At 58.1% G+C, this 22,289-nt stretch carries 18 protein-coding genes; 7 read left to right on the forward strand and 11 right to left on the reverse strand.

Annotated elements, in window-relative coordinates; all coding sequences use genetic code 11:
• Positions 1–41: 41 nt before the first annotated feature.
• Entirely contained in the window at positions 42–1,109 is a 1,068-nt protein-coding gene (locus ACYZT9_RS08820; RefSeq protein ID WP_462009440.1) for an ABC transporter substrate-binding protein, read from the reverse strand.
• A gap of 349 nt (positions 1,110–1,458) precedes the next feature.
• Between ACYZT9_RS08820 and ACYZT9_RS08825 the strand changes: the two genes are divergently transcribed.
• Positions 1,459–2,172 (forward strand): UTRA domain-containing protein, encoded by a 714-nt coding sequence (locus ACYZT9_RS08825; protein WP_462009441.1) that lies wholly within the window; start codon positions 1,459–1,461, stop codon positions 2,170–2,172.
• Positions 2,173–2,202: 30 nt separating this feature from the next.
• Here the strand turns inward: ACYZT9_RS08825 and ACYZT9_RS08830 are convergent, their stop codons facing one another.
• Positions 2,203–2,970: a DODA-type extradiol aromatic ring-opening family dioxygenase gene (locus ACYZT9_RS08830; RefSeq protein ID WP_462009442.1), complete on the reverse strand. Its 768-nt coding sequence runs from the start codon at positions 2,968–2,970 to the stop codon at positions 2,203–2,205.
• 103 nt (positions 2,971–3,073) lie between these two features.
• Here ACYZT9_RS08830 and ACYZT9_RS08835 point away from each other — a divergent pair, with 103 nt between their 5' ends.
• The gene (locus tag ACYZT9_RS08835) at positions 3,074–3,730 is read left to right on the forward strand and encodes a thiopurine S-methyltransferase (RefSeq protein WP_462009443.1); all 657 of its coding nucleotides are present in this window, start codon (positions 3,074–3,076) and stop codon (positions 3,728–3,730) included.
• A 186-nt stretch (positions 3,731–3,916) separates the two neighbouring features.
• On the opposite strand, the gene htpX is transcribed toward ACYZT9_RS08835, so the two are convergent.
• Positions 3,917–4,804 (reverse strand): protease HtpX, encoded by an 888-nt coding sequence (gene htpX / locus ACYZT9_RS08840; protein ID WP_008030365.1) that lies wholly within the window; start codon positions 4,802–4,804, stop codon positions 3,917–3,919.
• A gap of 318 nt (positions 4,805–5,122) precedes the next feature.
• A complete protein-coding gene (locus tag ACYZT9_RS08845) occupies positions 5,123–6,334 on the reverse strand; it encodes a pyridoxal phosphate-dependent aminotransferase (RefSeq protein ID WP_462010181.1) in 1,212 nt (403 codons plus the stop codon).
• A gap of 225 nt (positions 6,335–6,559) precedes the next feature.
• Between ACYZT9_RS08845 and msrB the strand changes: the two genes are divergently transcribed.
• The 3 genes from msrB (at position 6,560) to ACYZT9_RS08860 (ending at position 8,104) form a co-directional block, all read left to right on the forward strand.
• A complete protein-coding gene (gene msrB, locus ACYZT9_RS08850) occupies positions 6,560–6,955 on the forward strand; it encodes a peptide-methionine (R)-S-oxide reductase MsrB (protein WP_462009444.1) in 396 nt (131 codons plus the stop codon).
• 205 nt (positions 6,956–7,160) lie between these two features.
• Positions 7,161–7,646 (forward strand): glutathione peroxidase, encoded by a 486-nt coding sequence (locus ACYZT9_RS08855; RefSeq protein WP_462009445.1) that lies wholly within the window; start codon positions 7,161–7,163, stop codon positions 7,644–7,646.
• Positions 7,643–8,104 (forward strand): MarR family winged helix-turn-helix transcriptional regulator, encoded by a 462-nt coding sequence (locus ACYZT9_RS08860; RefSeq protein WP_462009446.1) that lies wholly within the window; start codon positions 7,643–7,645, stop codon positions 8,102–8,104. The genes ACYZT9_RS08855 and ACYZT9_RS08860 overlap by 4 nt, the downstream gene beginning before the upstream one ends.
• Here the strand turns inward: ACYZT9_RS08860 and ACYZT9_RS08865 are convergent.
• Entirely contained in the window at positions 8,088–10,412 is a 2,325-nt protein-coding gene (locus tag ACYZT9_RS08865) for a hybrid sensor histidine kinase/response regulator (protein ID WP_462009447.1), read from the reverse strand. The genes ACYZT9_RS08860 and ACYZT9_RS08865 overlap by 17 nt on opposite strands.
• Before the next feature lie 168 nt (positions 10,413–10,580).
• Here ACYZT9_RS08865 and ACYZT9_RS08870 point away from each other — a divergent pair, with 168 nt between their 5' ends.
• On the forward strand, positions 10,581–11,471 hold the full coding sequence (locus tag ACYZT9_RS08870; protein ID WP_462009448.1) for an ATP-binding protein: 891 nt from the start codon (positions 10,581–10,583) through the stop codon (positions 11,469–11,471).
• Positions 11,468–11,950 carry a GAF domain-containing protein gene (locus tag ACYZT9_RS08875; protein WP_462009449.1) on the forward strand — a complete coding sequence of 161 codons (483 nt, stop codon included), beginning with the start codon at positions 11,468–11,470 and terminating at the stop codon, positions 11,948–11,950. The genes ACYZT9_RS08870 and ACYZT9_RS08875 overlap by 4 nt, the downstream gene beginning before the upstream one ends.
• Here the strand turns inward: ACYZT9_RS08875 and ACYZT9_RS08880 are convergent, their stop codons facing one another.
• From ACYZT9_RS08880 to ACYZT9_RS08905, 6 genes are all read right to left on the reverse strand, one after another.
• Positions 11,951–14,896: an HD domain-containing phosphohydrolase gene (locus ACYZT9_RS08880; protein ID WP_462009450.1), complete on the reverse strand. Its 2,946-nt coding sequence runs from the start codon at positions 14,894–14,896 to the stop codon at positions 11,951–11,953.
• Between the two features lie 50 nt (positions 14,897–14,946).
• Positions 14,947–18,252: a transporter substrate-binding domain-containing protein gene (locus ACYZT9_RS08885; RefSeq protein ID WP_462009451.1), complete on the reverse strand. Its 3,306-nt coding sequence runs from the start codon at positions 18,250–18,252 to the stop codon at positions 14,947–14,949.
• Between the two features lie 8 nt (positions 18,253–18,260).
• On the reverse strand, positions 18,261–18,887 hold the full coding sequence (locus tag ACYZT9_RS08890) for a response regulator (RefSeq protein ID WP_462009452.1): 627 nt from the start codon (positions 18,885–18,887) through the stop codon (positions 18,261–18,263).
• A gap of 240 nt (positions 18,888–19,127) precedes the next feature.
• A complete protein-coding gene (locus ACYZT9_RS08895; protein WP_462009453.1) occupies positions 19,128–19,532 on the reverse strand; it encodes a response regulator in 405 nt (134 codons plus the stop codon).
• Between the two features lie 170 nt (positions 19,533–19,702).
• Positions 19,703–21,031: a deoxyguanosinetriphosphate triphosphohydrolase gene (locus ACYZT9_RS08900; protein ID WP_462009454.1), complete on the reverse strand. Its 1,329-nt coding sequence runs from the start codon at positions 21,029–21,031 to the stop codon at positions 19,703–19,705.
• Between the two features lie 68 nt (positions 21,032–21,099).
• The gene (locus ACYZT9_RS08905; RefSeq protein WP_462009455.1) at positions 21,100–22,263 is read right to left on the reverse strand and encodes an EAL domain-containing protein; all 1,164 of its coding nucleotides are present in this window, start codon (positions 22,261–22,263) and stop codon (positions 21,100–21,102) included.
• Between the last annotated feature and the right edge of the window lie 26 nt (positions 22,264–22,289).

Consider the following 22,289-nt stretch of genomic DNA (forward strand, 5'->3'; position numbering starts at 1 on the left):
ACAGGGATTTCCATCAGATCCCGAAGTGGGGATCTACAGCGTTATTGCATGTTGATGATGACTTCTTCCTGCCACTTCTGAGGAAGGGCCTTGGAGGTCTTTTCCCACGCGTCCGCGTCCTTGATCGGGGTCACGCCTTTGTATTGCTCGTTAGGCAGCAGCTGGGTCTTGACGTCGTCCGGCAGTTTGACGTGCTCGGCACGGATTGGACGGGCGTTGCCGCGCGCCAGGTTAATCTGGCCGGCGTCGCTGAAGATGTATTCGCGGGCCAGTTTGGCGGCGTTCGGGTGCTTGGCGTATTTGTTGATGATGGTGGTGTAACCGGAAATCACCGAGCCATCGGATGGGATCAGCACGGTGTAGTCATCCGGGTTGGCCATCTTGGCCTTGTAGCTCAGACCGTTGAAGTCCCAGACCACGCCGACCTCGATTTCACCCTTTTCCATGGTGGCAATCGTCGGGTTGGCCATCGACAGACGGCCTTGTTTAGCAATGTCAGCGAACAGCAACAACGCCGGCTGAAGGTTTTTCTCGTCGCCACCGTTGGCGATTGCTGCAGCCAGTACGCCGTTGGCGGCCTGGGCTGCGGTGCTCACGTCACCGATGGAGACCTTGTATTTACCGGTTTTGAGGTCGGCCCATTTGGTCGGTGCGTCGGAACCATGCAGCAGTTTCTTGTTGACGATGAATGCGATGGTGCCGGTGTAGGCCAGCGCCCAGTTGCCGTCCTTATCCTTTGCCCAGCTCGGGATCTGATCCCAGGTACTTGGCTTGTAAGGTTGAACAACACCTTGCTTGACCGCAATCGGGCCAAACGCTGCACCGACGTCGCCGATGTCAGCCGTGGCGTTGTCTTTTTCAGCAGCGAACTTGGCGATTTCCTGAGCCGAGCTCATGTCAGTGTCGATGTGTTTCAGGCCGTAGTTCTTGGCCAGGTCATTCCAGGTGCCTTTCCAGTTGGCCCAGTCATCGGGCATGCCGACACTGTTGACCTCACCTTCCGCTTTCGCCGCGGCTTCCAGGGTTTTCAGATCGGTATCGGCCGCCATGGCGGCGGTGCACAGGGCAATGGTCGAGCCTAACAGTGATGCCAGAAAAAGCTGTTTCATTCCGAAGCTCCTTTGGTCGTTATTAACGCTGCGATTGCGGTGGTGTTGGTCTAGGTCAGCAATACCTGAGCCAATCTAGGCGCCGCTGATGACATTTTGATGTCGACCAGCGGTCCTCCTCTTTTGATTGCAAAACAGCGCTCAGGCCTGCGGATAAGCGTAGACCATGGCTAAGGAGTTGATATGAAAGGACTTGGCTGTGAAATTGCAGGCGTCTGGCCGAACCGTTCAGCGCCTTTGTCATCTGGCAGTCATGTGCAGTGCCTAGGCTTGCTGAAAGTTGACGCTGCCGTTGAGAATGACGGTATCGCCCAGAAACAGTGCTGGTCTAGTCCAGATAGGTATGTTGATGCGCATCGAAACAACCAAAGCGGTGACGGCCATCGGGCAGGTTCTTCAGGAACAGCTCGATCACGGGCTGCTGGCGCCCGGCAGCAAGTTACCGGCGGAGCGCAAGCTCAGTGAGTTGTTCGGTACTACGCGCATTACCGTGCGCGAAGCGTTGTTGCAGTTGGAGGCCCAAGGGCAGATTTATCGCGAGGAGCGTCGCGGCTGGTTCGTGTCGCCGCCGCGCTTGGCTTATAACCTGATGCAACGCAGTCACTTTCACGCAATGGTCAGCGCTCAGGGCCGGGTGCCGTCCACCGAAGTGATTTCGGCGCGGTTGCAGCCGGCGTCTGCAGCGATCTGCGCCTGGCTGCAGTTGCCGGCGTTGTCGAGCGTGATTCAGGTCTGCCGGGCACGGCGGATTGATGAGAGGTTGGTGCTTTACGTGGAGCACTACCTCAATCCGCAGTATTTTCCGGGGATTCTGGAGTTCGATTTGAATCAGTCGATCACCGAGCTTTACGCCCGGCATTACGATTTGCACTACGGGCGAGTGCGTTTCGAGATCGTGCCGACGGCACTTTCGGTGGATGCCGCGGCGGCGTTACGGGTGTCGGTCGGAAGTCCGGGATTGCGCATCGCCCGAGTCAATTATGACCAGCATGAGCGGCTGATTGATTGTGACCTGGAGTTCTGGCGGCACGATGCAATTCATGTCGGCGTTGACGTGGTCTGAGCCTGGCCGCCGCAGGTCCGGGTTCTTTGATTATCCGAAGCGGTAAATGTCCATGCCCAAGGCGCCCATGGTGAATCCCTGGTAGCTCACGCTGAATCTTCCTCCGGCACTGCGGGCAAAGTACAACGGCAACAAGTGTTCGTCAGTTGGGTGGTTGCGCGCAGCGTTCGGTGCTTGTTGACGGTAGTCGTGCAGCGCGGCTTCGTCGTTCGCTTCGAGTTTCTCGATCATCCAGTCGCGGAATACCCGAGCCCACGGTTCGACGCTTTCCGGGCCGGCATGCCAGTCCAGTTCGCGCAGGTTGTGGGTGATGCTGCCGGAGCCAATCAACAGAACGCCCTGTTCGCGCAGGCTGCTTAGTGCGTGCCCGACGCGGGTCTGCAGGGTAGGGCCACCGCGTGTAGGCAGCGAAACCTGCACCACCGGGATATCAGCCTGCGGATACATCAACGACAACGGCACCCATACGCCATGGTCGAAGGGCCGTTTCGTGTCAATGCGCGCGGGCAAGTCACTGCGCTGCAGCAGCTCGACAACCTCTGCCGCCAGCTGTGGATCGCCAGGTGCCGGGTACTGCACCTCGAACAATGCCTTGGGAAAGCCACCGAAGTCATGCCAGGTTTCAGGTTGCGGATTGCCGCTGACCAGCAGCTCGTTACTTTCCCAGTGCGCGGAAACGATCACGATGGCCTTGGGTTTCGGTAGTTCGGCGGCGATGCGCGCGAGGGCGGGTCCGCTGGCTCCGGGTTCCAGGGCCAGCATGGGTGAGCCATGGGATATATACAGGCTGGGCAACATGAATGAGCTCCTGAGAGTTAAGATGGCGTCATCTTCAGTCAGATCATTGATCTAAATCTAATATAAGTTTTAGGGTGTTTTGATCGAATTTTCGGAGATATGTATGCAGCCGGAGTTTTGGCACAAGCGGTGGCAGTCGAATCAGATCGGCTTCCACCTGCTGGAAGTGAATCCTTATCTGCAACGGTTCTGGCCTCAGTTGGGATTGGAAGAAGGCGCGCGCGTACTGGTGCCGTTGTGTGGGAAAAGTCTTGATTTGTTGTGGCTGGCGCACCAGGGTCATGAAGTTCTGGGGATCGAGCTGTCGGAAAAGGCCGTTGAAGATTTTTTCGATGAGCACCAATTTGACCCGCACGTCAGTGAACAAGGGCCATTCAAGGTCTACCGCGCGGGTTCGATCGAGTTGTGGTGTGGTGATTTCTTCGAGTTGACGGCCGGAGATGTTGCCGATTGCTCCGCTCTGTACGACCGCGCCGCATTGATTGCCCTGCCGCTGCCCATGCGCGAGCAGTACGCGGCTCATTTGAACCGGATTCTGCCGACGGACGCTTCAGGGCTTCTGATCACGCTGGATTACGACCAGGCGCAAAAGGACGGGCCGCCCTTTGCCGTGCTCGAAGATGAAGTGCAGCGGTTGTTTGGTGCTGTGTGGTCGTTGAAGATTCTCGAAGATCAGGATGTTCTGGGTGAGAGCTGGAAGTTTGTCGAGAGTGGCGTAACGCGACTGGAAGAGCGGGTCTACCGGATTTCTGCTCGGTAATTGATGTTGTCTGTACCGCCCTCTTCGCGAGCAAGCCCGCTCCCACATTTGACTGTGTCGCTCAGGTGGACGCTGTCCAATGTGGGAGCGGGCTTGCTCGCGAAGGGGCCGGATTGAGCACCACACCATTCAAACAAAAAAAAGGCCCGCATTCACCGCGGGCCTTTTCTTTGAGTGCCGAACCGATTAGCCCCGACGACGCAATGCGTCGATGCGCTCTTCCAGCGGTGGGTGGCTCATGAACATGCGGGCGAACCCTTGTTTGATGCCACCGTTGATACCGAACGCGTTCAAGGTGTCCGGCATATGCACCGGCAGGCCTTGTTCTGCACGCAGGCGTTGCAGGGCGCCGATCATCGCGTTGGTGCCCGCCAGGCGCGCACCGGCTTCGTCGGCGCGGAATTCGCGTTTACGCGAGAACCACATGACGATGGAGCTGGCCAGAATGCCCAGAACCAGTTCGGCGAAGATGGTCGCTATGTAGTAGGCGATGCCCTGGCCTTCTTCGTTCTTGAAGATCACCTTGTCGACAAAGTTACCGATGATCCGTGCGAAGAACATGACAAAGGTGTTCACCACGCCCTGGATCAGCGCCAGCGTGACCATGTCACCGTTGGCGACATGGCCGATTTCGTGGGCCAGAACGGCTTTCACTTCATCCGGCGAGAATCGTTCGAGCAGACCCTGGCTGACCGCGACCAGTGCGTCGTTCTTGTTCCAGCCCGTGGCGAAAGCGTTCGCCTCGTAGGCCGGGAAAATCCCGACTTCCGGCATCTTGATCCCGGCTTCGCGGGACAGTTGCTCGACCGTTTGCAGCAGCCATTGCTCATGGCGTGTGCGCGGCTGGGTAATGATCTGAGTGCTGGTGCTCATTTTCGCCATCCACTTGGAGATGAACAGCGAGAACAACGAACCGGCGAAACCAAAGACCGCACAGAAAATCAGCAGCTGATTGAGGTTGAGATCAACCCCGTTGGCCGCCATGAACCCGTTGAAGCCGAAAAGGCTCAGGGTGATGCTGGCAATCAGCACGACCGCCAGGTTAGTGGCCAAAAACAGCAGGATGCGCATCATGGTTGTAGAAATCTCCTCATGCTAAATATGTAGCGTACTGCGGGGTATATAAGGTGCTGCACCGGGCTATTCAACCGGGTGACTATTTCAAACTGTGTCCTACAGCAAGAGTCTAGCCGCTTGAAGGGCATTTCCGACGCGGATACGGGAAGCGTTTGTCAGCCGATTCTCATCGAAAGCCCCGTCGTTGTTGGACGCGGTCACGAAACAAGGCCTCGGTCGACGATTGAGGTCGGGACGCCCGGCGAAGGATAAAGATATGTTGCTGAATTAATCCTCGCGCGACTTTCATGAAAAAGCCGCACGAGTACTGGCCGCTTACTGCCGATAGGATTTGAGGAAATTGCCAATCCGCCCGATGGCCATGTCGAGATCATCGACGCGAGGCAGGGTCACGACGCGGAAGTGGTCAGGCCATGGCCAGTTGAACGCGGTGCCTTGAACCACCAGCAGCTTTTCTGACAGCAGCAGGTCGAGCACGAATTTCTCGTCGTTGTGGATCGGGCAGACTTTCGGATCAATGCGCGGGAACGCGTACAGCGCGCCCATCGGCTTGACGCAGCTCACGCCGGGAATGTCGTTGAGCAATTTCCAGGTTCGGTTGCGTTGTTCCAGCAGGCGCCCTTGCGGCAGCACCAGGTCATTGATGCTCTGATACCCGCCCAGGGCGGTCTGGATCGCGTGCTGACTCGGCACGTTGGCACACAGGCGCATGTTTGCCAGCATGTCGATGCCTTCGATGTAGCTTTGCGCGTGGTGTTTCGGACCGGAAATGGCGATCCAGCCGGAACGGAAACCGGCGACGCGATAGGACTTGGACAAGCCGTTGAAGGTCAGGCACAGCAGGTCTGGCGCCAGCGAGGCGGTGCAGATGTGCACGGCATCGTCGTACAGAATCTTGTCGTAGATCTCATCGGAGAACACCACCAGATTGTGTTGACGGGCCAGCTCCAGCATGCCCAGCAGGACTTCTTTCGAATACACCGCACCGGTGGGGTTGTTCGGGTTGATGATCACCAGCGCTTTTGTGTTCGGAGTGATCTTGGCCTTGATGTCAGCCAGATCCGGCCACCAGTTGGCCTGCTCGTCGCACAGGTAATGCACCGGATTACCGCCGGACAGGCTCACGGCAGCGGTCCACAGCGGGTAGTCGGGAGCCGGCACCAGCACTTCGTCGCCGTTGTTGAGCAGGGCCTGCATCGACATCACGATCAGTTCGGAAACGCCGTTGCCCAGGTAGATGTCTTCGATGCCGACGCCTTCTACCTGCTTTTGCTGGTAGTACTGCATGACGGCTTTACGCGCGCTGAACAGGCCCTTGGAATCGCTGTAGCCCTGGGCTGTCGGCAGGTTGCGGATGACGTCCTGGAGGATTTCGTCCGGCGCTTCGAAACCAAAGGGCGCCGGGTTGCCGATGTTCAGCTTGAGGATGCGATGGCCTTCCTCTTCCAGGCGTTTGGCGTGCTTGAGCACTGGGCCGCGAATGTCGTAGCAGACGTTGGCGAGCTTGTTCGATTTGCTGACCTGCATGGCGATGTGTTCCCGAAAATGAACGATCCAGGCGGCGTTTGAACTACCGTACTGGGAATCCTGCGTATTCACACAGGCTGACGCCTTGAGAGGCAGCACCCATAAATCCGTTTGAATGCGCGTGGTCTGGCTGCCAGACTGGCGTTTGACGAGGCGCAATCATACGTGCCGCCCGATCCGTGGAAAAGGTACAGATCGGGCTTTTTCAGCTGCAGAGGTGGGATGATGGAAAAGTTGGAAAAAACCCTGGAAGAATGGCGGGCGATGCTTGATCCGGAGCAGTACAACGTTTGCCGCCTCAAGGGCACCGAACGCCCGTTTTCCGGCAAATACAACGACAGCAAGGTTGACGGTGTTTACCACTGTATCTGCTGCAACGAGCCGCTTTTCGACTCAAAAACCAAATTCGATTCCGGCTGCGGCTGGCCGAGCTTCCATGCCCCGATCGGCGACAGCGCCATGGTCGAAATCCGTGACGTCAGCCACGGCATGATCCGTACGGAAGTGGTCTGCGCCAAATGCGATGCGCACCTTGGGCATGTATTCCCGGACGGCCCGCCGCCGACAGGCCTGCGCTATTGCATCAACTCGGTGTGCCTGGATCTGGTACCGCGCGAATAACCTGCTGTTGCGATCGGCGCTGGTGCACCTCGATTCCTGTAGGAGCCCGGCCCGCCGGCGAAGGCGTCTATGTGCGCGACGCAGGGTTCAAGGCCGCCTTCGCTGGCAAGCCATGCTCCTATAGGGGTGATCGATTTATTAAATTGCACGCAATTCAATTGCTCGCTATGTTTGTCCGGTCTTCCTTCATTCAGGGTCCGCAATCATGAGCGACAATCTGCTGAGCATCCCGTGCACCACCATCAAGGGCGAGCAAAAGACCCTCGCTGATTACGCCGGCAAAGCGGTGCTGGTGGTCAACACCGCGAGCAAATGCGGTTTCACCCCGCAATACAAAGGCCTCGAGGAACTGTGGCAGACCTACAAGGACCAGGGGCTGGTGGTGCTCGGTTTTCCCTGCAATCAGTTCGGCAAACAGGAGCCGGGCAACGAAGGGGCGATTTCCGAGTTCTGCGAGTTGAACTACGGTGTCAGCTTTCCGCTGTTCAAAAAGATTGACGTCAACGGTGCCGGCGCCCATCCGTTGTTCGTGCAGTTGAAAAAACGTGCACCGGGTGTGCTGGGTTCCCAGGGCATCAAGTGGAACTTCACCAAATTCCTGATCGGCAAGGATGGCCAACTGGTCAAGCGATTTGCGCCTGCGACCAAACCTCAGGACCTGAGCCGCGAGATCGAAGCCCTGCTCAAATGAACACATTGTCCGTCGATTCCCTGAAGCTCGACAGCCAGCTCTGCTTCAAGCTGTACGCCGCTTCGCGGGCGGTGATCCGTGCCTACAAGCCGATGCTCGATCAACTCGGCCTGACCTATCCGCAATACCTGGCGATGCTGGTGTTGTGGGAATGGCAGGAAGCGGTGCCGGAGCAGCCGACGGTCAAGGCACTCGGCGAACGCCTGGCGCTGGACTCCGGAACGTTGACACCGCTGCTCAAGCGACTTGAACAACTGCAACTGGTTCAGCGCCAGCGTTCGGTCCGGGATGAGCGTGAGGTGCATCTGAGCCTGTCGCCAACCGGCAAGGCGCTGCGTGATCAGGTCGGGCCGCTCAAGGCGCGTCTGCTGTGCGATAGCGGTGTCGATCTGGATCGGCTCAACGACTTGCGCGATGGCCTCGATCACCTGTTGGGGCAAATCAGGGCACTGTCATAGTCGGCATCCATAAATCCAGCAGCGAGGCCAGTTCTTCCCGTCGGAACGGTTTGGCCAGGTAATCACTCATGCCCGCCGCACGGCAGCGTTCTCTTTCTTCGGACATGGCGTTGGCGGTCAGGGCGACGATGGGCAACTGCGGCCAGCGCCCGCTGCGGCGAATTTGTCGACTGGCTTCATAGCCGTCCATTACCGGCATGTTGCAGTCCATCAGAACCAGATCGAACTCACAGTGTTCCAACTGATCCAGCGCTTCACCGCCGTGGGCCGCGACAATCACCTCGCATCCGAGTTTTCCGAGCATGCCTTTGGCCACCAACTGGTTCACCGGATTGTCTTCCACCAGCAGCACCCGTCCACGTCGTTGGGGTGAGAGGGCCTCCAGTCGGGCATCGTTGAGGAGGTTGATTTCCGGCTGCAGGATTCGCCTCAGTGTCTGGTACAGCGCATTGCGCGCCAGCGGGCGCGCCTGTTGTTGCAGAGGCGCCAGGGCGCTGGCTTGTTCGCCAGGCATGAAACTGCCGTAAGCGGTCACCAGTAAAATGGGTGCGCTGCAGTTAGGTCGTAGGCCAAACAGGCATTCCGGGCAATCGGTGATCACCATGTCGGGCGTCAGACCGATCATTGAGTAATCATCGATCGAACGCTGCTGGTAATCGAGGCCCCAACCTGGCAACAGGCTTTTTAACAGTTCTGCCAGGCCGCTGCTGGCAGCGGTAATCGCGATGACCTTGCCGCGCAACGTCGCCGGTGGCAGGGCGCGGGTGTGGCAGGGCAGTGGCAGATCGGCGCAGAACCGGCTGCCGAAACCCACTTCCGAACTGATGGTGAGGCGCCCCTGCATGGCTTCGCAGAGGTTGTAGGTCAGTGCCAGCCCTAGTCCGGTGCCGCCGAATTGCCGGGTAATGCCGGCACCGGCCTGCGTAAAAGGCTGGAAGATTTTGACCTGGGCGTCCAGGGCGATACCGATGCCGGTGTCGCAGACTTCGATTCTGACGCCATCTTCGAACGTCGACAGGCGCACATCGACGCGACCGAATCGGGTGAACTTGAGCGCGTTGGACAAGAGGTTGCTGACGATTTGCCGCACGCGAGTCGGGTCGCCGAGCACCAGCGCCGGAAATGCCGGATCGATCAGGCATGTCAGTTCGACGCTTGGCGCCGCGTTCTGCGACAGCAGGTTGGCGGTGTCCTCGATCAGCGAGCCGAGGTCGAACGGAATGTGTTCGAGTTCGAGCTGGCCAGCATCGAATTTCGACAGGTCGAGAATATCGTTGAGCAATTCCACCAGCACTTTGCCCGAGTCATGGGCGATGGACAGTTGTTGCTGTTGCTCGGCATTCAGCGGACCGTCCAGAGAAAGTGCGATCATCCCCAGCAGTCCATTGAGGGGTGTGCGGATCTCGTGGCTCATGTTGGCGAGGAATACCGAGCGCGCTTCGGCCATGTCCAGGGCTGTACTGCGCGCGACTTCCAGTTCCTGATTGGACTGGCTGAGCCGGGTGTTGATCGCCTTGAGCTCTGCGGTGCGCGCCGACACGATGTTTTCCAGTTGCCCGAGGTAGTCGGTCAGGCGGTTTTCCGCGTTGCGTCGCTGCTGAATTTCGGTGGCGATGTTTTCAAACTGCTGGTTTGCAACTTTGACGAGCACACCGATCTCATCGTTTTCATGGCCCGACGGGTACTCCAGCCAGGTCGGTTCGACGCTGCGTGGATCGCGGCTACTGAGTTCGCGAATTACCCGCACCAGCGGTTTGGTCAGCATCACGTAAAACAACGCCAGCAGGATGCCGGTCAGGAGCAGGCTGCGGGCGAAACCATTAAGCAGGGTGATTTCGGCCCGGCGCAGGAACCGGTTGCCGAATGAATAAGTGTCGACGTCCAGACGCAGCGTGCCGAGGGATTCGTTCGGCAAATGATCCAGATACAGACGGTCTTCGAACGCGCGGTCGGCACCGAACAGGAAGTCACTGATCACCCGATAGCCGCTCTGCACGCCAGGGCGCTTGACGCTGGCCAGCACTGAACCGTTGTTGTCGGTCAATTGTGCGCCGATGATTGCCGGTGAGCGCAGCAGGCCCAAGGTCAGTTCCTGGGCGAGTTCGGCGTCGATGTTGTAGGCAATGCGCGAGGCGGGGTTATGGCTGATTTCCAGCAAAGACAGTATTTCCCGGTTGATGGAGGCGTCTTCACTGGCATAATCGATGCCTATTTGCAGCAGGCTGAGCAGCGTGCCCAGAATGAAACCGACCAGCACGGTAAGCCGGGCTTGCTTGTAGGACAGCCGGTTGGTGAACTTGATATCCATGGGGTGTCGAACCACTTCCGTTTCCCTTCGCTGCTCAAGCATAGTCGATCATGCGTGAATGCCGATGTTCTCGCGAGCCCTTGTGCAACAAGGGATGACCCGGGCACCGAACGCCGTGTTTCGTCGCTGTAGCGCCATCATTACTGGGAACGAGCCCGAGGAGAAGACGTGGATTCGCGATTGAATGCTTTTCTTGAACGCGCCGATGCCGTTCTGGCCCGTATCGAACCATTGCTGCCAGCACCTCGGCAAGCCATCGACTGGACGCAATGCCTGGCTGCACGTTGGCAGCGCGAGGGACGCAGCGGTTTTCTGTTGCCGCTGCACGTCAGCCTCGACATGCGCTTGTCCGACCTGATCGGCGTCGACCGGCAACTGGAGCAACTGGGGCTTAATACCCAACAGTTCATCGACGGTATGCCGGCCAACCACGCGTTGCTCTGGGGTTCGCGTGGCACCGGTAAGTCGTCGCTGGTGCGCGCGTTGCTGGCCGAACACGCCAAGGCTGGTCTGCGGTTGATCGAAATCGAGCGCGATCATTTGGCGGACTTGCCGCGTGTAGTCGAGCAGGTCGCCAAGTTGCCCCAGCGTTTCGTACTGTTTTGCGATGATCTGTCGTTCGAATCGGGCGAAGGGGATTATCGCGTCCTCAAGAGCGTGCTCGACGGCTCCCTGGAACAGGCGCCGGACAACGTCTTGCTGTATGCCACTTCCAACCGACGCCATCTGGTGCCGGAAAAGGAAAGCGATAACGAAAACTGGAAACGGGTCGACGGCGAACTGCATCCCAGCGAGGCAGTGGAAGACAAGATCGCGCTCTCGGACCGTTTCGGCCTGTGGCTGTCGTTCTATCCGTTTACTCAGGAACATTTCCTCAATGTGGTCGAGCACTGGATCGGTCAACTGGCCGACAAGGCCGGTCTGAAATGGCAGCGTGACGAAGAACTGGACATCCTCGCGGTACGCTGGGCCACCGGCCGGGGCAATCGCAACGGACGTTGCGCCTATCAATTTGCCCGCTACTGGGTCGGGCTGAAGCTGCTGGAGCACAAGGCATGATCGATTTACAACAAAGCGGCCGGGGCCTCGAAGGCTACGGCATGCTGCACGCACAACTGGAATCCTTGCTGGCGGACGAGCGGGATTTTATCGCCAACGCCGCGCAGTTTTCCGCATTCCTGTACAACCAACTGGATGACTTGAACTGGGCCGGTTTCTACCTCAATCGTAATGAGGAACTGGTGCTCGGTCCGTTTCAGGGGCAAATCGCCTGCGTGCGCATCCCCTTCGGTCGCGGTGTATGCGGGACGGCGGCGGCGACGTTGCAGACGCAGTTGGTCGAAGACGTACACGCGTTCCCCGGACATATCGCCTGCGACAGCGCGTCGAACAGCGAACTGGTCGTGCCGCTGGTCAAGGACGGACGCCTGATTGGCGTGCTGGACCTCGATAGCCCGAAGTTCGCGCGATTTACCGCTGACGATCAAGCCGGTATTGAACAACTGGCGGCCATTTTCCTGCGCCTGACCGATTGCTGATCATGCCTTGAGGCCTGCCTTGACCAGCAGGCCTGACGGATTCACCTCGTCGATCTGCTGTGGATCAAGGAATCGATCAGCGTACTGCCGGTAGATTTCGGCGTTGATGAATAGCCCGAACAGTTCGGGGTCGATATGGGCGTCACGGCACATAGCGGCCATGATGCCCAGCGCTTCGCTCAAGGATTTGGCTTTCTTGTAAGGGCGATCAGCGGCGGTCAGCGCTTCGAAAATATCGGCAATCGCCATCATCCGCGCCGGCAGGCTCATTTCTTCGCGCTTCAACTGTTTGGGATAACCGGTGCCGTCCATTTTTTCATGGTGGCCGCCAGCGATTTCCGCAACATTGTCGAGGTGGCCGGGGAAGGGCAGGAGGCTGAGCATCAGGATCGTCTGCACCATGTGGTGGTTGATGATGTAACGCTCCTCGCGAGTCAATGTGCCCCGGGCAATGCTCAGGTTGTAAAGCTCGCCCCGGTTGTACTTGTAGCGTGGCACGTCGAGTTTGAACCCCCAGGGATTGTCTTCCGGTATCAGTTCGGCTTCAGCGCGTTCGAGCAGGTGCTCGGGTTTGTCCGCCAGCAGCGGCTCGCTGACCGGCAGGGTCGGCGCCGGTGTTCGCGCCTGTCGCCGGTTTTCTTCCCAGGAAACGCCCAACCGGTCATCCAGGGTTCGGGTCCATGTACGTTGGGCCAGGCTGCGCAGTCGTTGCAGATCGGCATCGGCCATCGCCTCGCCGCCCAGATTGCATCGGGCAACAAACGCAAAATCATCGTCAAGCCCCAACAGAGTGGCATTGCGCAGTTCAGCCAGGTGCTGCTCGTCACCGCCCAGGGCAACGGCCTGCCAGTAGCTGATCCAGGCATCACGCTTGAGCACTTCGAAACGGGTGCGGATTTCGTGAATGCGGTCGTTCAGGGTTTCCAGCTTCGTGGCTTTATCGACGACGTATTCCGGTGTCGTGACCTTGCCGCAGTCATGCAGCCACGCAGCGATGTGCAGCGCCTCCCACTCGTCTTCGGAGGGTTGATAACCGCTGAAGGCGGGGTCCTGACTGGCTGCGGCAGCCTGGGCAAGCATCAAGGTCAGCGCCGGCACTCGCTGGCAGTGACCGCCGGTGTAGGGGCTTTTGGCGTCAATCGCGCCGGCCAGCAGTTGAATGAAGGCGTCCAGCAACTGTTTCTGTCTGGCTTGCAGGCGTTGACTTTCGATACTCACGGCGGCCGCACCGGATATGGCCTGAAGGAACGCGACGCGGTCCGGACGGAGCTTCTCGAGATCGCTTTTGTCGCCGCTGTCTTCCAGCAACAAAATCAGCAGGCCCACGGTTTCGTTATGACGATTGTGCAGGCGGATGCCGATCAGATGCACCCGCGGGCACTCCATCGCCAGCAGTACTTTCTGCAAATCCCCCGCCTGTTCGAAACCGAGACTGGTCACCACATTGTCGGCATTCGACAGCTGCAGCAGCCATGCAGGGCTTTGTGGGCCGCCGGGCTCGTGGCCGCGAATGTCGAACCCTGGCAGTGCCTGTGAAATGCCGCCGATGACCAGGCCGTGAGGCTCCATGCGATCACCGTCATTTTCCCGCAGGTAGATCAGACCGGCCTGGGCCTGGCCGATTTTCACGGTTTCGAACAATACCCGTTCCAGCAAGGGCGCGAACCGGGTCTCGGCGCTCAGGCTGTCGGAGATCTGGAAAAAACTCGCCAGGGTATCTTTCATGCGGCTCATCGACACACTCAGTTGGTCGACTTCGAGCACTGGCGAGTGACGGGAGACCGGGAAGTTGAAATTGAAACTGCGAATCGCATCGGCTTCCTGCACCAGTGCACGCAGGGGTTTGACCAGGATTCTCGAGGTCAGCCAGCCCAGCGGCAGGCACAACAGCAACGTGGCCAACGTAATCAACGCACCTTGCCAGCGCAGGCGGTAGGCATCGGCGAGCAATTCGTCTTCCGGTACCAGCAGCGCCAGTTGCAATCCTTTGGGTCCACCCTCCTGCATGTGGCTGCGGGCCACGATCCATTGGCGACCAGCGGCCTCCAGCCGGTTGCCGGTTGGCGGATTGTTCAGTAATGCGCCGAGGCCGGGGCTCAGGTCGGCGGCCTTGCTCAGGCGGGCGGTCTGGTCGTCGACGATCAGCTTGTTGCTGTCGGGGAAAGCGATGGCATTGCCTTCTGCATCGAACAACACGATTTCAGTACTGGGAGTGACGACATGTTTGGCCAGGGTCGCGGACAATTCGGCCAGGGTCAGGTCAGCACCCATGATTGCGTGCGCGCCGCTGCGGCGGGCCAGGGTGGTGCCGACGTTGTGGGTGGAGAAAAAAAGGTAGGGTTCGGTGGTTATCTGACCGCTGTCGCGGCGAGCACTGGTAAACCAGGTACGTGTTCGCGGATCGTAGGTGTCGTCGGGTTGGTCCTGACGGCTGATGGGGTTCAGGTCCCGATCGAAAAACAATGATTGAGAATGCATCTGGTCGCTGCTGTTTCTCTCGATGCTCCACACCTGATAAGCCGCGACGTCCGGTGCTTTGAGCAGGGTTTTCAGGTCGTTGGTTTGCAGAGGGCGAACCATGAAGAAATCCCCGTTGTCGTAGCCCAGGTACAGCGAGGCCAGGTCAGGGTTGTCCTTGAGCGCCTGGCTGAAGGGGCCGAGCAGCGCCAGGCGTTGGTCCAGGCCGGTAGCCTGCGCCGCCGGGTTGTATACCAACAGGCTCAACAGATGACGGATCGGCTCATAGGTGGCATGAAGGTCCAGCCGAACGTCCTGCTCGATGCGCTCGAAGAGCTTTTCACTGCTGGAAAGAATGATCTGCGTGGTTTGCCGATAGTTGAAAATGCCCAGGACCACGCCGGTCAGCAGCAACAGCAGGGTAAACATCACACTGATGTGCACGTGCAGGGGAAACCGTCGTTGATCCGGGCGCAGTGGGCTGGGCATTGCGGGGTCGCTCCATGATGGTTAACACACTGCTCAGCGACCAAGCATAGTTAAGGCTCCACCATTCTGCTTTTGTCGTTTTCAGCAATTTGTTGCTGCAATGCCTGCTCAAGTTCGAGCATTGCGCGTTCGACGGCCAACCTGCATTCGGCGACTGCATCACGATGAACAACTGGATGACAGGCCTGTTCGAGCGCCTCGCAGCTATCGATCAAACGCGTGGCCTGGACAATCCGGGCTGCGCCCTTGATCTTGTGGGCGATATCGAGAAACAACTGCGGATCGTTTGAGCGGGATAACGCTTGCAGCGCTTGTCGGTCCAGACGGTTGCTGCCAAGCAGTTCGGTCAACAGTCGCAGGTCCATTGCCGGGTTGCCCCCGGTCAACAGGTGCAGCCCTTTCAGGCTGAAGGCGGGACCGCGATCGGTCTTTACGATACCCGCAACCCATTGACTCAAAGCGGTCAGCGTCAGCGGCTTGAACAGACAGTCGTCCATCCCGGCTTGTTTGCAGCGCTGTAGTTCTTCCGGTTGGGCGTTGGCGGTAAAGCCCAAAACGGTGCAGGGGGGACGACCGGATCGCCGTTCATGGTCTCGGATAGCGCGAGCGAGTTCGTATCCATTCATGACCGGCATGTTGCAGTCGACAATCACCAGGTCGTACAGCTCGATTTTCCAAGCCTCCAAGCCTGCGTTACCGTCCTCGGCAATGCTGAACCGGTGGCCCAGAAATTCCAGTTGTTGACACATCAGCAAGCGATTGGCCGGGTGATCGTCGACCACCAGAATGTTCAAAGGCACAGTGGACATTTGGATTGGCGTTTCGATGGTTTGCTGCACCTGCTCCACTGGCAGAGTGGGCAGAAGCAACGAAACCAGAACCTGCGTGCCGACTCCCGGCTGACTGCCCAAGTGCAGGCTGCCGCCCATCATTTCGCACAGACTTCGGCTGATCACCAGGCCAAGGCCGGCGCCGCCTCTGCCTGACTGTCCGGTTTCATCGGCTTGGGCGAAAGGTTCGAACAGTCGTCGTTGATCCTGTTCGCTGATCCCGATGCCGCTGTCCTCAACCTGCAACAGCATCAGGACTTGCTCGGGTTCAGCCGTCGCAATCAACTCAATGGTGATCCTGACCTGGCCCTGTTCCGTGAATTTGATGGCGTTGCTGACCAGGTTCGACAGCACTTGCTTGAAACGCATCGGGTCCAGAAGGACATCGATCGCCGGATTGGCCGGGTTGAGTTCCAGCAGCAGTTCGAGGTTTTTCTGACGAGCCAGGCCCTCGAAGATCCGTACGACCGACCCCGCGATTTCACTCGGATTCACCCGTTCAGGGCTCAGGCTCAGACGCCCGGATTCGATCCGTGCAATGTCGAGAATGTCGCCGATCAGCTCCAGCAGGTCCTTGGCCGAGTTGTAGGCCACGTCGATGGCCGGGCGGTCTGGATGGTTCCTCTCGATGCGCTTCAGCGTCAGTTCGAGCATGCCGATGACGGCGTTCATCGGTGTGCGGATCTCATGGCTCATGGTCGCCAGAAACGTGCTTTTGGCGCGGTTGGCTTCATCAGCGCGCTCCTTTGCGCAGCGCAGCTCCTCGAACAGTTGGCGCCGCTCAGTCAATTGCTCGTTCAGCGCTCGCTCGGCCGCCTGACGCTGTTTGATCTGGCGACGCATGTAGGCATTCCAGGCCGCGGAAAGCAGCAGCAGCACGCCGGCCCCGATAACAATCTGATAGAACATTTGCTGGTAATTGCGCCAGGTGCTTTGCGATGACGCCGAATAGCCACGCCAGCGGCTGTTGATGATGCCCAGTTCTTCCGGTGCGATGCTCAGGAGTGCCTTGTTGAGGATGGCGTTCAGCTCTTTGGCCTCTCGCCCGGTTGCCAGGGAAAACGCGGCCTGCCGGGTGCCGATGGTGGTCCGGATCTGGAGTGTGTGCTCAAAAAGCCGTGATGAAATGAAGTAGTTGGCGATGACCAGTGAGTTCACCGCACCTTCTGCCTTGCCCTCGGCGAGCAACTCCACGGCGCTGAACGTGTCCGGTGTTTCAATTAACTTGATCCGCGGGAATTCGCGGCGCAGGTAGTCCACCAGTGGGTTGCCCTGGGCGATGGTCAGGCGTTTGCCCTCCAACTGCTCAAGGTTTGCCGGGCTGTCCGCAGCTTTTCGAGTCAGAAGGACAAAGGAGTTTTGCAGATAGGGGCGGGTGAAGTTCAGTGCCGTCTCACGTTCGGCGCTGGGGAGCAGGGCGGCGATCACATCGGCTTTATTGTTCTTGATCTGTTCGATCATCTCGTCATCACTTCGGCTGCGACGGATGTCGAAACGCAGACCGGTACGCAATCTGATCAGTTCGAGCAAGTCTGCTGTGGCGCCGCGAAAATTGCCATTGCTGTCGAAAAACGACAACGGCGCAAGGGCCTCATTGACCACAACGCGCACAATCGGATGTTGCGCCAGCCACTGTTGCTCGAGGTCGGTGAGTTGTAACTTCTGGTCGGTGAGAAGGATGTCACTGCCGGCACTCCAGCGCTCGGCGATGTTCTGCCGTTCGCTGGCGGGGATGGCCATGAGCATGGCATTGATGATCCCGAGCAACTCCGGGTTGTGCCTGTGCACGGCAAAGCTGAAACCATGGGCTTCGTGTTTGCCGAAGTTGGCCATGCGGATGTTGTTCAGGTAACCCTTGTTGATCATGTAATGGGTCGAGATGGTGTCGCCCAGGAAGACGTCGGCCTGGTCAAAGGCCACTGCATTGATCGCATTCTGGTAGGACGGATAGGACGTAATGATCGCTTTGGGGTACAGGGCCCTGACTTCCTCCAGTGGCAAGTAGTGATACACCATGCTCAGCCGCAAGCCGGCAAGGCCATCGGTCAGGGATCGGGTTTCTCCTTCACGCGTCACCAGAACCGGCTGGTCCACGGCGTAGGGTGTAGACAGCACGATATCGGCATTATGAGCCTCAAATCCATTGGCAGTGCCGAGCAGATCGACCTCGCCTTTTTCAAGCGCCTTGATGGCAGCCCCGCGGGACGCAAAGCGCTGGACCTTCACCGGCAAACCGAGGGTCTTGCCGAGGATACCTGCGTAATCGGCGGTGAAACCTTCATAGTCCCTACCGCTGACAGTCAGGTCGAAAGGAGGATAGTCCGGGGCCGACGTTCCCAGGATCAGTTCGCGCTTACTTGTTATCCACTGTCGTTGTGATGGATCCAGTTGGACGTCCAGATGCCTGATAGACGAACGACTGAGCAGGGTGAAGTGTTCGCTGGCAGTCTGCGAAGCAGGCACTGAAGTGCTCAGGCATAAACCTGCAGCCACGAGAATCAGATAATCCTTTATACGACGGGGCATCCTGTGTCTCACACTAATGCGTTACGTTTTGCCATCTCGATGAGTTCAACCAGGGATTTGGCCTTTAGTTTTTGCATAAGTCGTTTTTTATAGGTGCTGACGGTCTTGTTGCTGAGAAACATGCCTTTGGCAATTTCCTTGTTGGTGCGGCCTTGTGCAAAAAGTTGCAGCACCATCAGTTCCCTGTCGTTGACTGACTTGAACAGCTCCAGCTCGGCGCAACGCACATCATCACCTCGGACAGGATTCAGGGCCTGACTGGGGAAGTAGTTGTAACCTGACAATACTGCTTTGATGGCACTGACCAGTTCACTCAAGTCTTCCTGTTTGCAGACATAACCTGACGCGCCCGATTGCATGCAGCGAATACCGAACAATGTCGGACACTGCGCAGTCAATACCAGTGTTTTCAGCGGTGTACTCATTGCGTTGAAGCGCGCGAGAACTTCAAGGCCATCCAATTTCGGAATGCTGATATCGAGAATGACCAGGTCTGGCATGCATTCGCGAACCATCTGCATGGCATCGACCCCATTATCGGATTCGCCGACAACTTTGTAACCTTCGTGCTCCAGTAACATTCGGACGGCAAGGCGGATAACAGGGTGATCGTCGACAATAAAAACGGAGTTCATAATCAAATCCCAAACGAGCTCAGATAAAGCGCGCACCTTAGCCCAGATAGTTGGTGGGACGCATGAACTGACCGACCTCAAGCAGCAATATAGGAACAGTCCTACAGGCGAAAAGGAATGGGACTACGAATCAACTAGGTTTTAAATGAAGGCGGGCTAGGTAGTTGGTAGGAAGTCGATGTTTCAGAATATTGTTTCTTAAGTTTGGAAAATTGTTGGCAGAGGGGGCGAGATCATTTTTTATAATTGAATTGAGCTCAGTAATTTTCTGAATTCGAATTGTTTCAATGGTTTTATCAAATAGCCAAGTAAGGGCAGTCCGTGTGCATTCGCGATTTTCTCGAGTCCTTCAAGTTCTGTGCACGTCAGGCTGCTTAACAGTATTGCTTGTCTGATCATTCCTCGATGACTGGCGAATTTGACCAGGTCGAGCCCGGGAAGATCGGGTAAACACTGGTCGCACAATAGAATGTCAAACGGTTGCACCGCCGCGAGCATTTGTTGTAAGGCCCCATGGGCACTGTCAGAGGTCGTCAGTTGAGTAAAACCGTAACTTTCAAGCAGGTATTGCGTCGCTCTTAGTTGAAAGGGATGATCTTCCACCAGCAGGATGCGCAAATCGTCTTCGACCTTGGGATTACTCACGCTTTTTATCTCATACAGAGGGCCTCGCATTATTTCGCGAGCTTGGCGAGCAATCGATCAGTTAGCTCGGCGTGAGGTGTAGGGGAATTCGGCGAACGCTGAACGCATTTAGGCTTTAAGTGGCTGATCAGCCATTCCTGATGGCGTAATGGCTGATCAGCCGGGGTTTATCAACGGCTCGAACGGCCCGTCATCTCCAGCGCCATTTCGCTGGCATAGCTGTCGGTCATGCCAGCGATGAAATCAATCATGCGCAGGAACGAAGTGTGGAGCGGGCCGTGGGAGTCGGGCGCGTTGTTGCCTAACAGATCGAGGATGCGCCGACTCTTGAATGACGGTGTCCGACCGTTGTGCTGTTCCAGTGCCGCGCCGCAGAAGGCGTTGAGCAGGATTTCCAGCGTGGTATAGGCGCCGATCTCGTGCAGCGTCTTGCGCTTGTCCTGGAAAATCTTTTTGCGCGCCATGTCTTTGGCATTCAGTACACAGCGTTTGGCGGGACCGTGCATGTGCTCCACCAGATCTCCAGGCAGCGTGCCGGCCAGCAACGCGTCCTGTTGCTCGACAAAGGCGCGGGCTGCGGCGTTGGTCAGGTGCTCGATGGCTTTGCCCCGCAGGATTGCCAGTTTGCGCCGCCGCGAATCCCGCGGGCCGAGCTGACGATAGGTTTCCGGCAGATCGTCGCCCACCAGGTCTAGCAACAGGGACTCGACTTCGGCGTACTCCAGCAACTCCATTTCCAGGCCATCTTCGAGGTCGATCAGCGCGTAGCAGATGTCATCGGCGGCCTCCATCAAATACACCAGCGGATGGCGTGCCCAGCGCTGTTCCTCAAGTTGCGGCAGGCCGAGTTTATGAGCAATCTGCTCCAGCAGCGGCAGTTCACTCTGATAACAACCGAACTTGTGCTTTTTGTAACCCAGGGAATCGGCGTGCTTGGCCGTCCATGGGTATTTCAGATACGTACCCAGTGTGGCGTAGGTCAGCCGGGTGCCGCCATCGAACTGGTGATACTCCAGCTGGGTGAGCACCCGGAAGCCTTGGGCATTGCCTTCGAAATTGAGGAAGTCATTGCGTTCGACGTCGCTCATTGCGTCCAGCCATCCACGGCCGGCGGCTTGCTGGAACCAATGTCGGATCGCGTCTTCGCCGGAGTGACCGAAGGGTGGATTGCCAATGTCGTGGGCCAGGCAAGCCGATTGCACCACCATGCCAAGGTCGCTGGGTTCGCACCAGTCCGGCAGTGCGCTGCGGATGGTTTCGCCGACGCGCATACCCAGCGAACGGCCGACGCAACTGACTTCCAGGGAGTGGGTCAGGCGCGTGTGGATGTGATCGTTGCTAGTGACCGGATGGACTTGCGTCTTTCGCCCGAGGCGGCGAAAAGCTCCGGAGAAAATGATGCGGTCGTGGTCTTTGTGAAAAGGGCTACGGCCGAGCTCTTCCGGGCTGTGCAAAGTCTTTCCGAGGCGTTCGCGGGTGAGCAGGGTTTGCCAATCCAAGGCTGGTTCTCTCCGTCAGGTGACTGAGTGCCTAGCTTCCCGTTTCACACCGATGCCTGCAAGCGGAACTACAGCCCGGCGGCATCGATATCGATGAGTAGCAGTCGCTCGCCGTTATTGAAAAACTGTCCGGCAGTGAGGCAGTACTGGTTACTGGTGGCGTCACGGTAAGTATTGGAAAGCGTCAACCGGCGCTCATCCCAACCCTCTGCCAACAAATGATAGAAGTAGGGACGCCATGACCAGTTGTGTCCCAGGTAGCGATTGTCGGCTTCCCAGCCGTTGTTGCGCCATTCAAGATTCGGCGTCAGTTGCGTGCCGTGGCGGTCGCATTGATAGAAGCGCAACAGCCAGGGAAAGGCGTCCAGCTGTGGCAAGGCACTGAGCGGCGCGAGAGCTTGCGCCCAGTTTTGCAGGATCGCCATCAGCTCGCTGAGTTGCTGACGCATGCTCATAAGCCGATTGCGCTCAGCCAGTTTCTGCAGGACATAGCGTTGGCGCAGCTCGGCGAAGCGCTCGACAAAAGCGTCGGTGGCAAAGAACTCAACTTGCGCGCGGGCGAACAGAAAACCCTGCACGTAGCGCGAGCCACACTCCAGGGCAAAATTCAGTTGCGCTTCGGTTTCCACTCCTTCGGCAATGATCCAGCAACCGGTTTTTTCCGCCATTTGTGCGAGGGCCTTGACCACGTCACTGCTGGGCCCGCCTAACGCAGCGGCCTGGAACAGCCGCATATCCAGCTTGAGGATGTCCGGTCGCAGGGCGAGCACGCGATCGAGCTGCGAGTAACCGGCGCCGAAATCATCGATTGCAATCCGTGCACCTGCTCGCCGATATTGCGCTACCACGTCTGCCAGACGCTGGATGTCGCCGTCCAGTTCGGTGATTTCAAAAACGATTCGCTGTGGGTCGACGCCATGCCGGTTCAATTGCTTGAGGCTAGGCAGAGCCTGGTCCGGGCGCAAGCGACTGATCCAGCGCGGCGACATGTTCAGGCTGAGAAACCAGTCGGCGGGCGCTTCGTGCAAACGGCTCAAGGCGTTATCACGGATCTGGCGATCCAGACGACGGAGAGCGACGGCAGGGGTTCGCGGGTCGGCAAACAGCGGTCCCACAGAGGCCAGTTGCCCATCGGCCTGGCGCAGTCGACCCAATGCCTCGACGCCGGCGATACGGCCCGTGGCGGTATCGATGAACGGTTGAAAGCAGGCAAGCGGTTGCCCGTCGATCACGAGGCCTCCTTAGTTGCTCTTGTTTT

The organism is Pseudomonas sp. ZT5P21, assembly GCF_054897785.1.

Excerpts from the sequence above, each read along its gene's own strand:
- ACYZT9_RS08820 (WP_462009440.1), bottom strand. The coding sequence starts at position 1,109 with ATGAAACAGCTTTTTCTGGCATCACTGTTAGGCTCGACCATTGCCCTG.
- ACYZT9_RS08825 (WP_462009441.1), top strand. The coding sequence starts at position 1,459 with ATGCGCATCGAAACAACCAAAGCGGTGACGGCCATCGGGCAGGTTCTT.
- ACYZT9_RS08830 (WP_462009442.1), bottom strand. The coding sequence starts at position 2,970 with ATGTTGCCCAGCCTGTATATATCCCATGGCTCACCCATGCTGGCCCTG.
- ACYZT9_RS08835 (WP_462009443.1), top strand. The coding sequence starts at position 3,074 with ATGCAGCCGGAGTTTTGGCACAAGCGGTGGCAGTCGAATCAGATCGGC.
- htpX (WP_008030365.1), bottom strand. The coding sequence starts at position 4,804 with ATGATGCGCATCCTGCTGTTTTTGGCCACTAACCTGGCGGTCGTGCTG.
- ACYZT9_RS08845 (WP_462010181.1), bottom strand. The coding sequence starts at position 6,334 with ATGCAGGTCAGCAAATCGAACAAGCTCGCCAACGTCTGCTACGACATT.
- msrB (WP_462009444.1), top strand. The coding sequence starts at position 6,560 with ATGGAAAAGTTGGAAAAAACCCTGGAAGAATGGCGGGCGATGCTTGAT.
- ACYZT9_RS08855 (WP_462009445.1), top strand. The coding sequence starts at position 7,161 with ATGAGCGACAATCTGCTGAGCATCCCGTGCACCACCATCAAGGGCGAG.
- ACYZT9_RS08860 (WP_462009446.1), top strand. The coding sequence starts at position 7,643 with ATGAACACATTGTCCGTCGATTCCCTGAAGCTCGACAGCCAGCTCTGC.
- ACYZT9_RS08865 (WP_462009447.1), bottom strand. The coding sequence starts at position 10,412 with ATGGATATCAAGTTCACCAACCGGCTGTCCTACAAGCAAGCCCGGCTT.
- ACYZT9_RS08875 (WP_462009449.1), top strand. The coding sequence starts at position 11,468 with ATGATCGATTTACAACAAAGCGGCCGGGGCCTCGAAGGCTACGGCATG.
- ACYZT9_RS08880 (WP_462009450.1), bottom strand. The coding sequence starts at position 14,896 with ATGCCCAGCCCACTGCGCCCGGATCAACGACGGTTTCCCCTGCACGTG.
- ACYZT9_RS08885 (WP_462009451.1), bottom strand. The coding sequence starts at position 18,252 with ATGCCCCGTCGTATAAAGGATTATCTGATTCTCGTGGCTGCAGGTTTA.
- ACYZT9_RS08890 (WP_462009452.1), bottom strand. The coding sequence starts at position 18,887 with ATGAACTCCGTTTTTATTGTCGACGATCACCCTGTTATCCGCCTTGCC.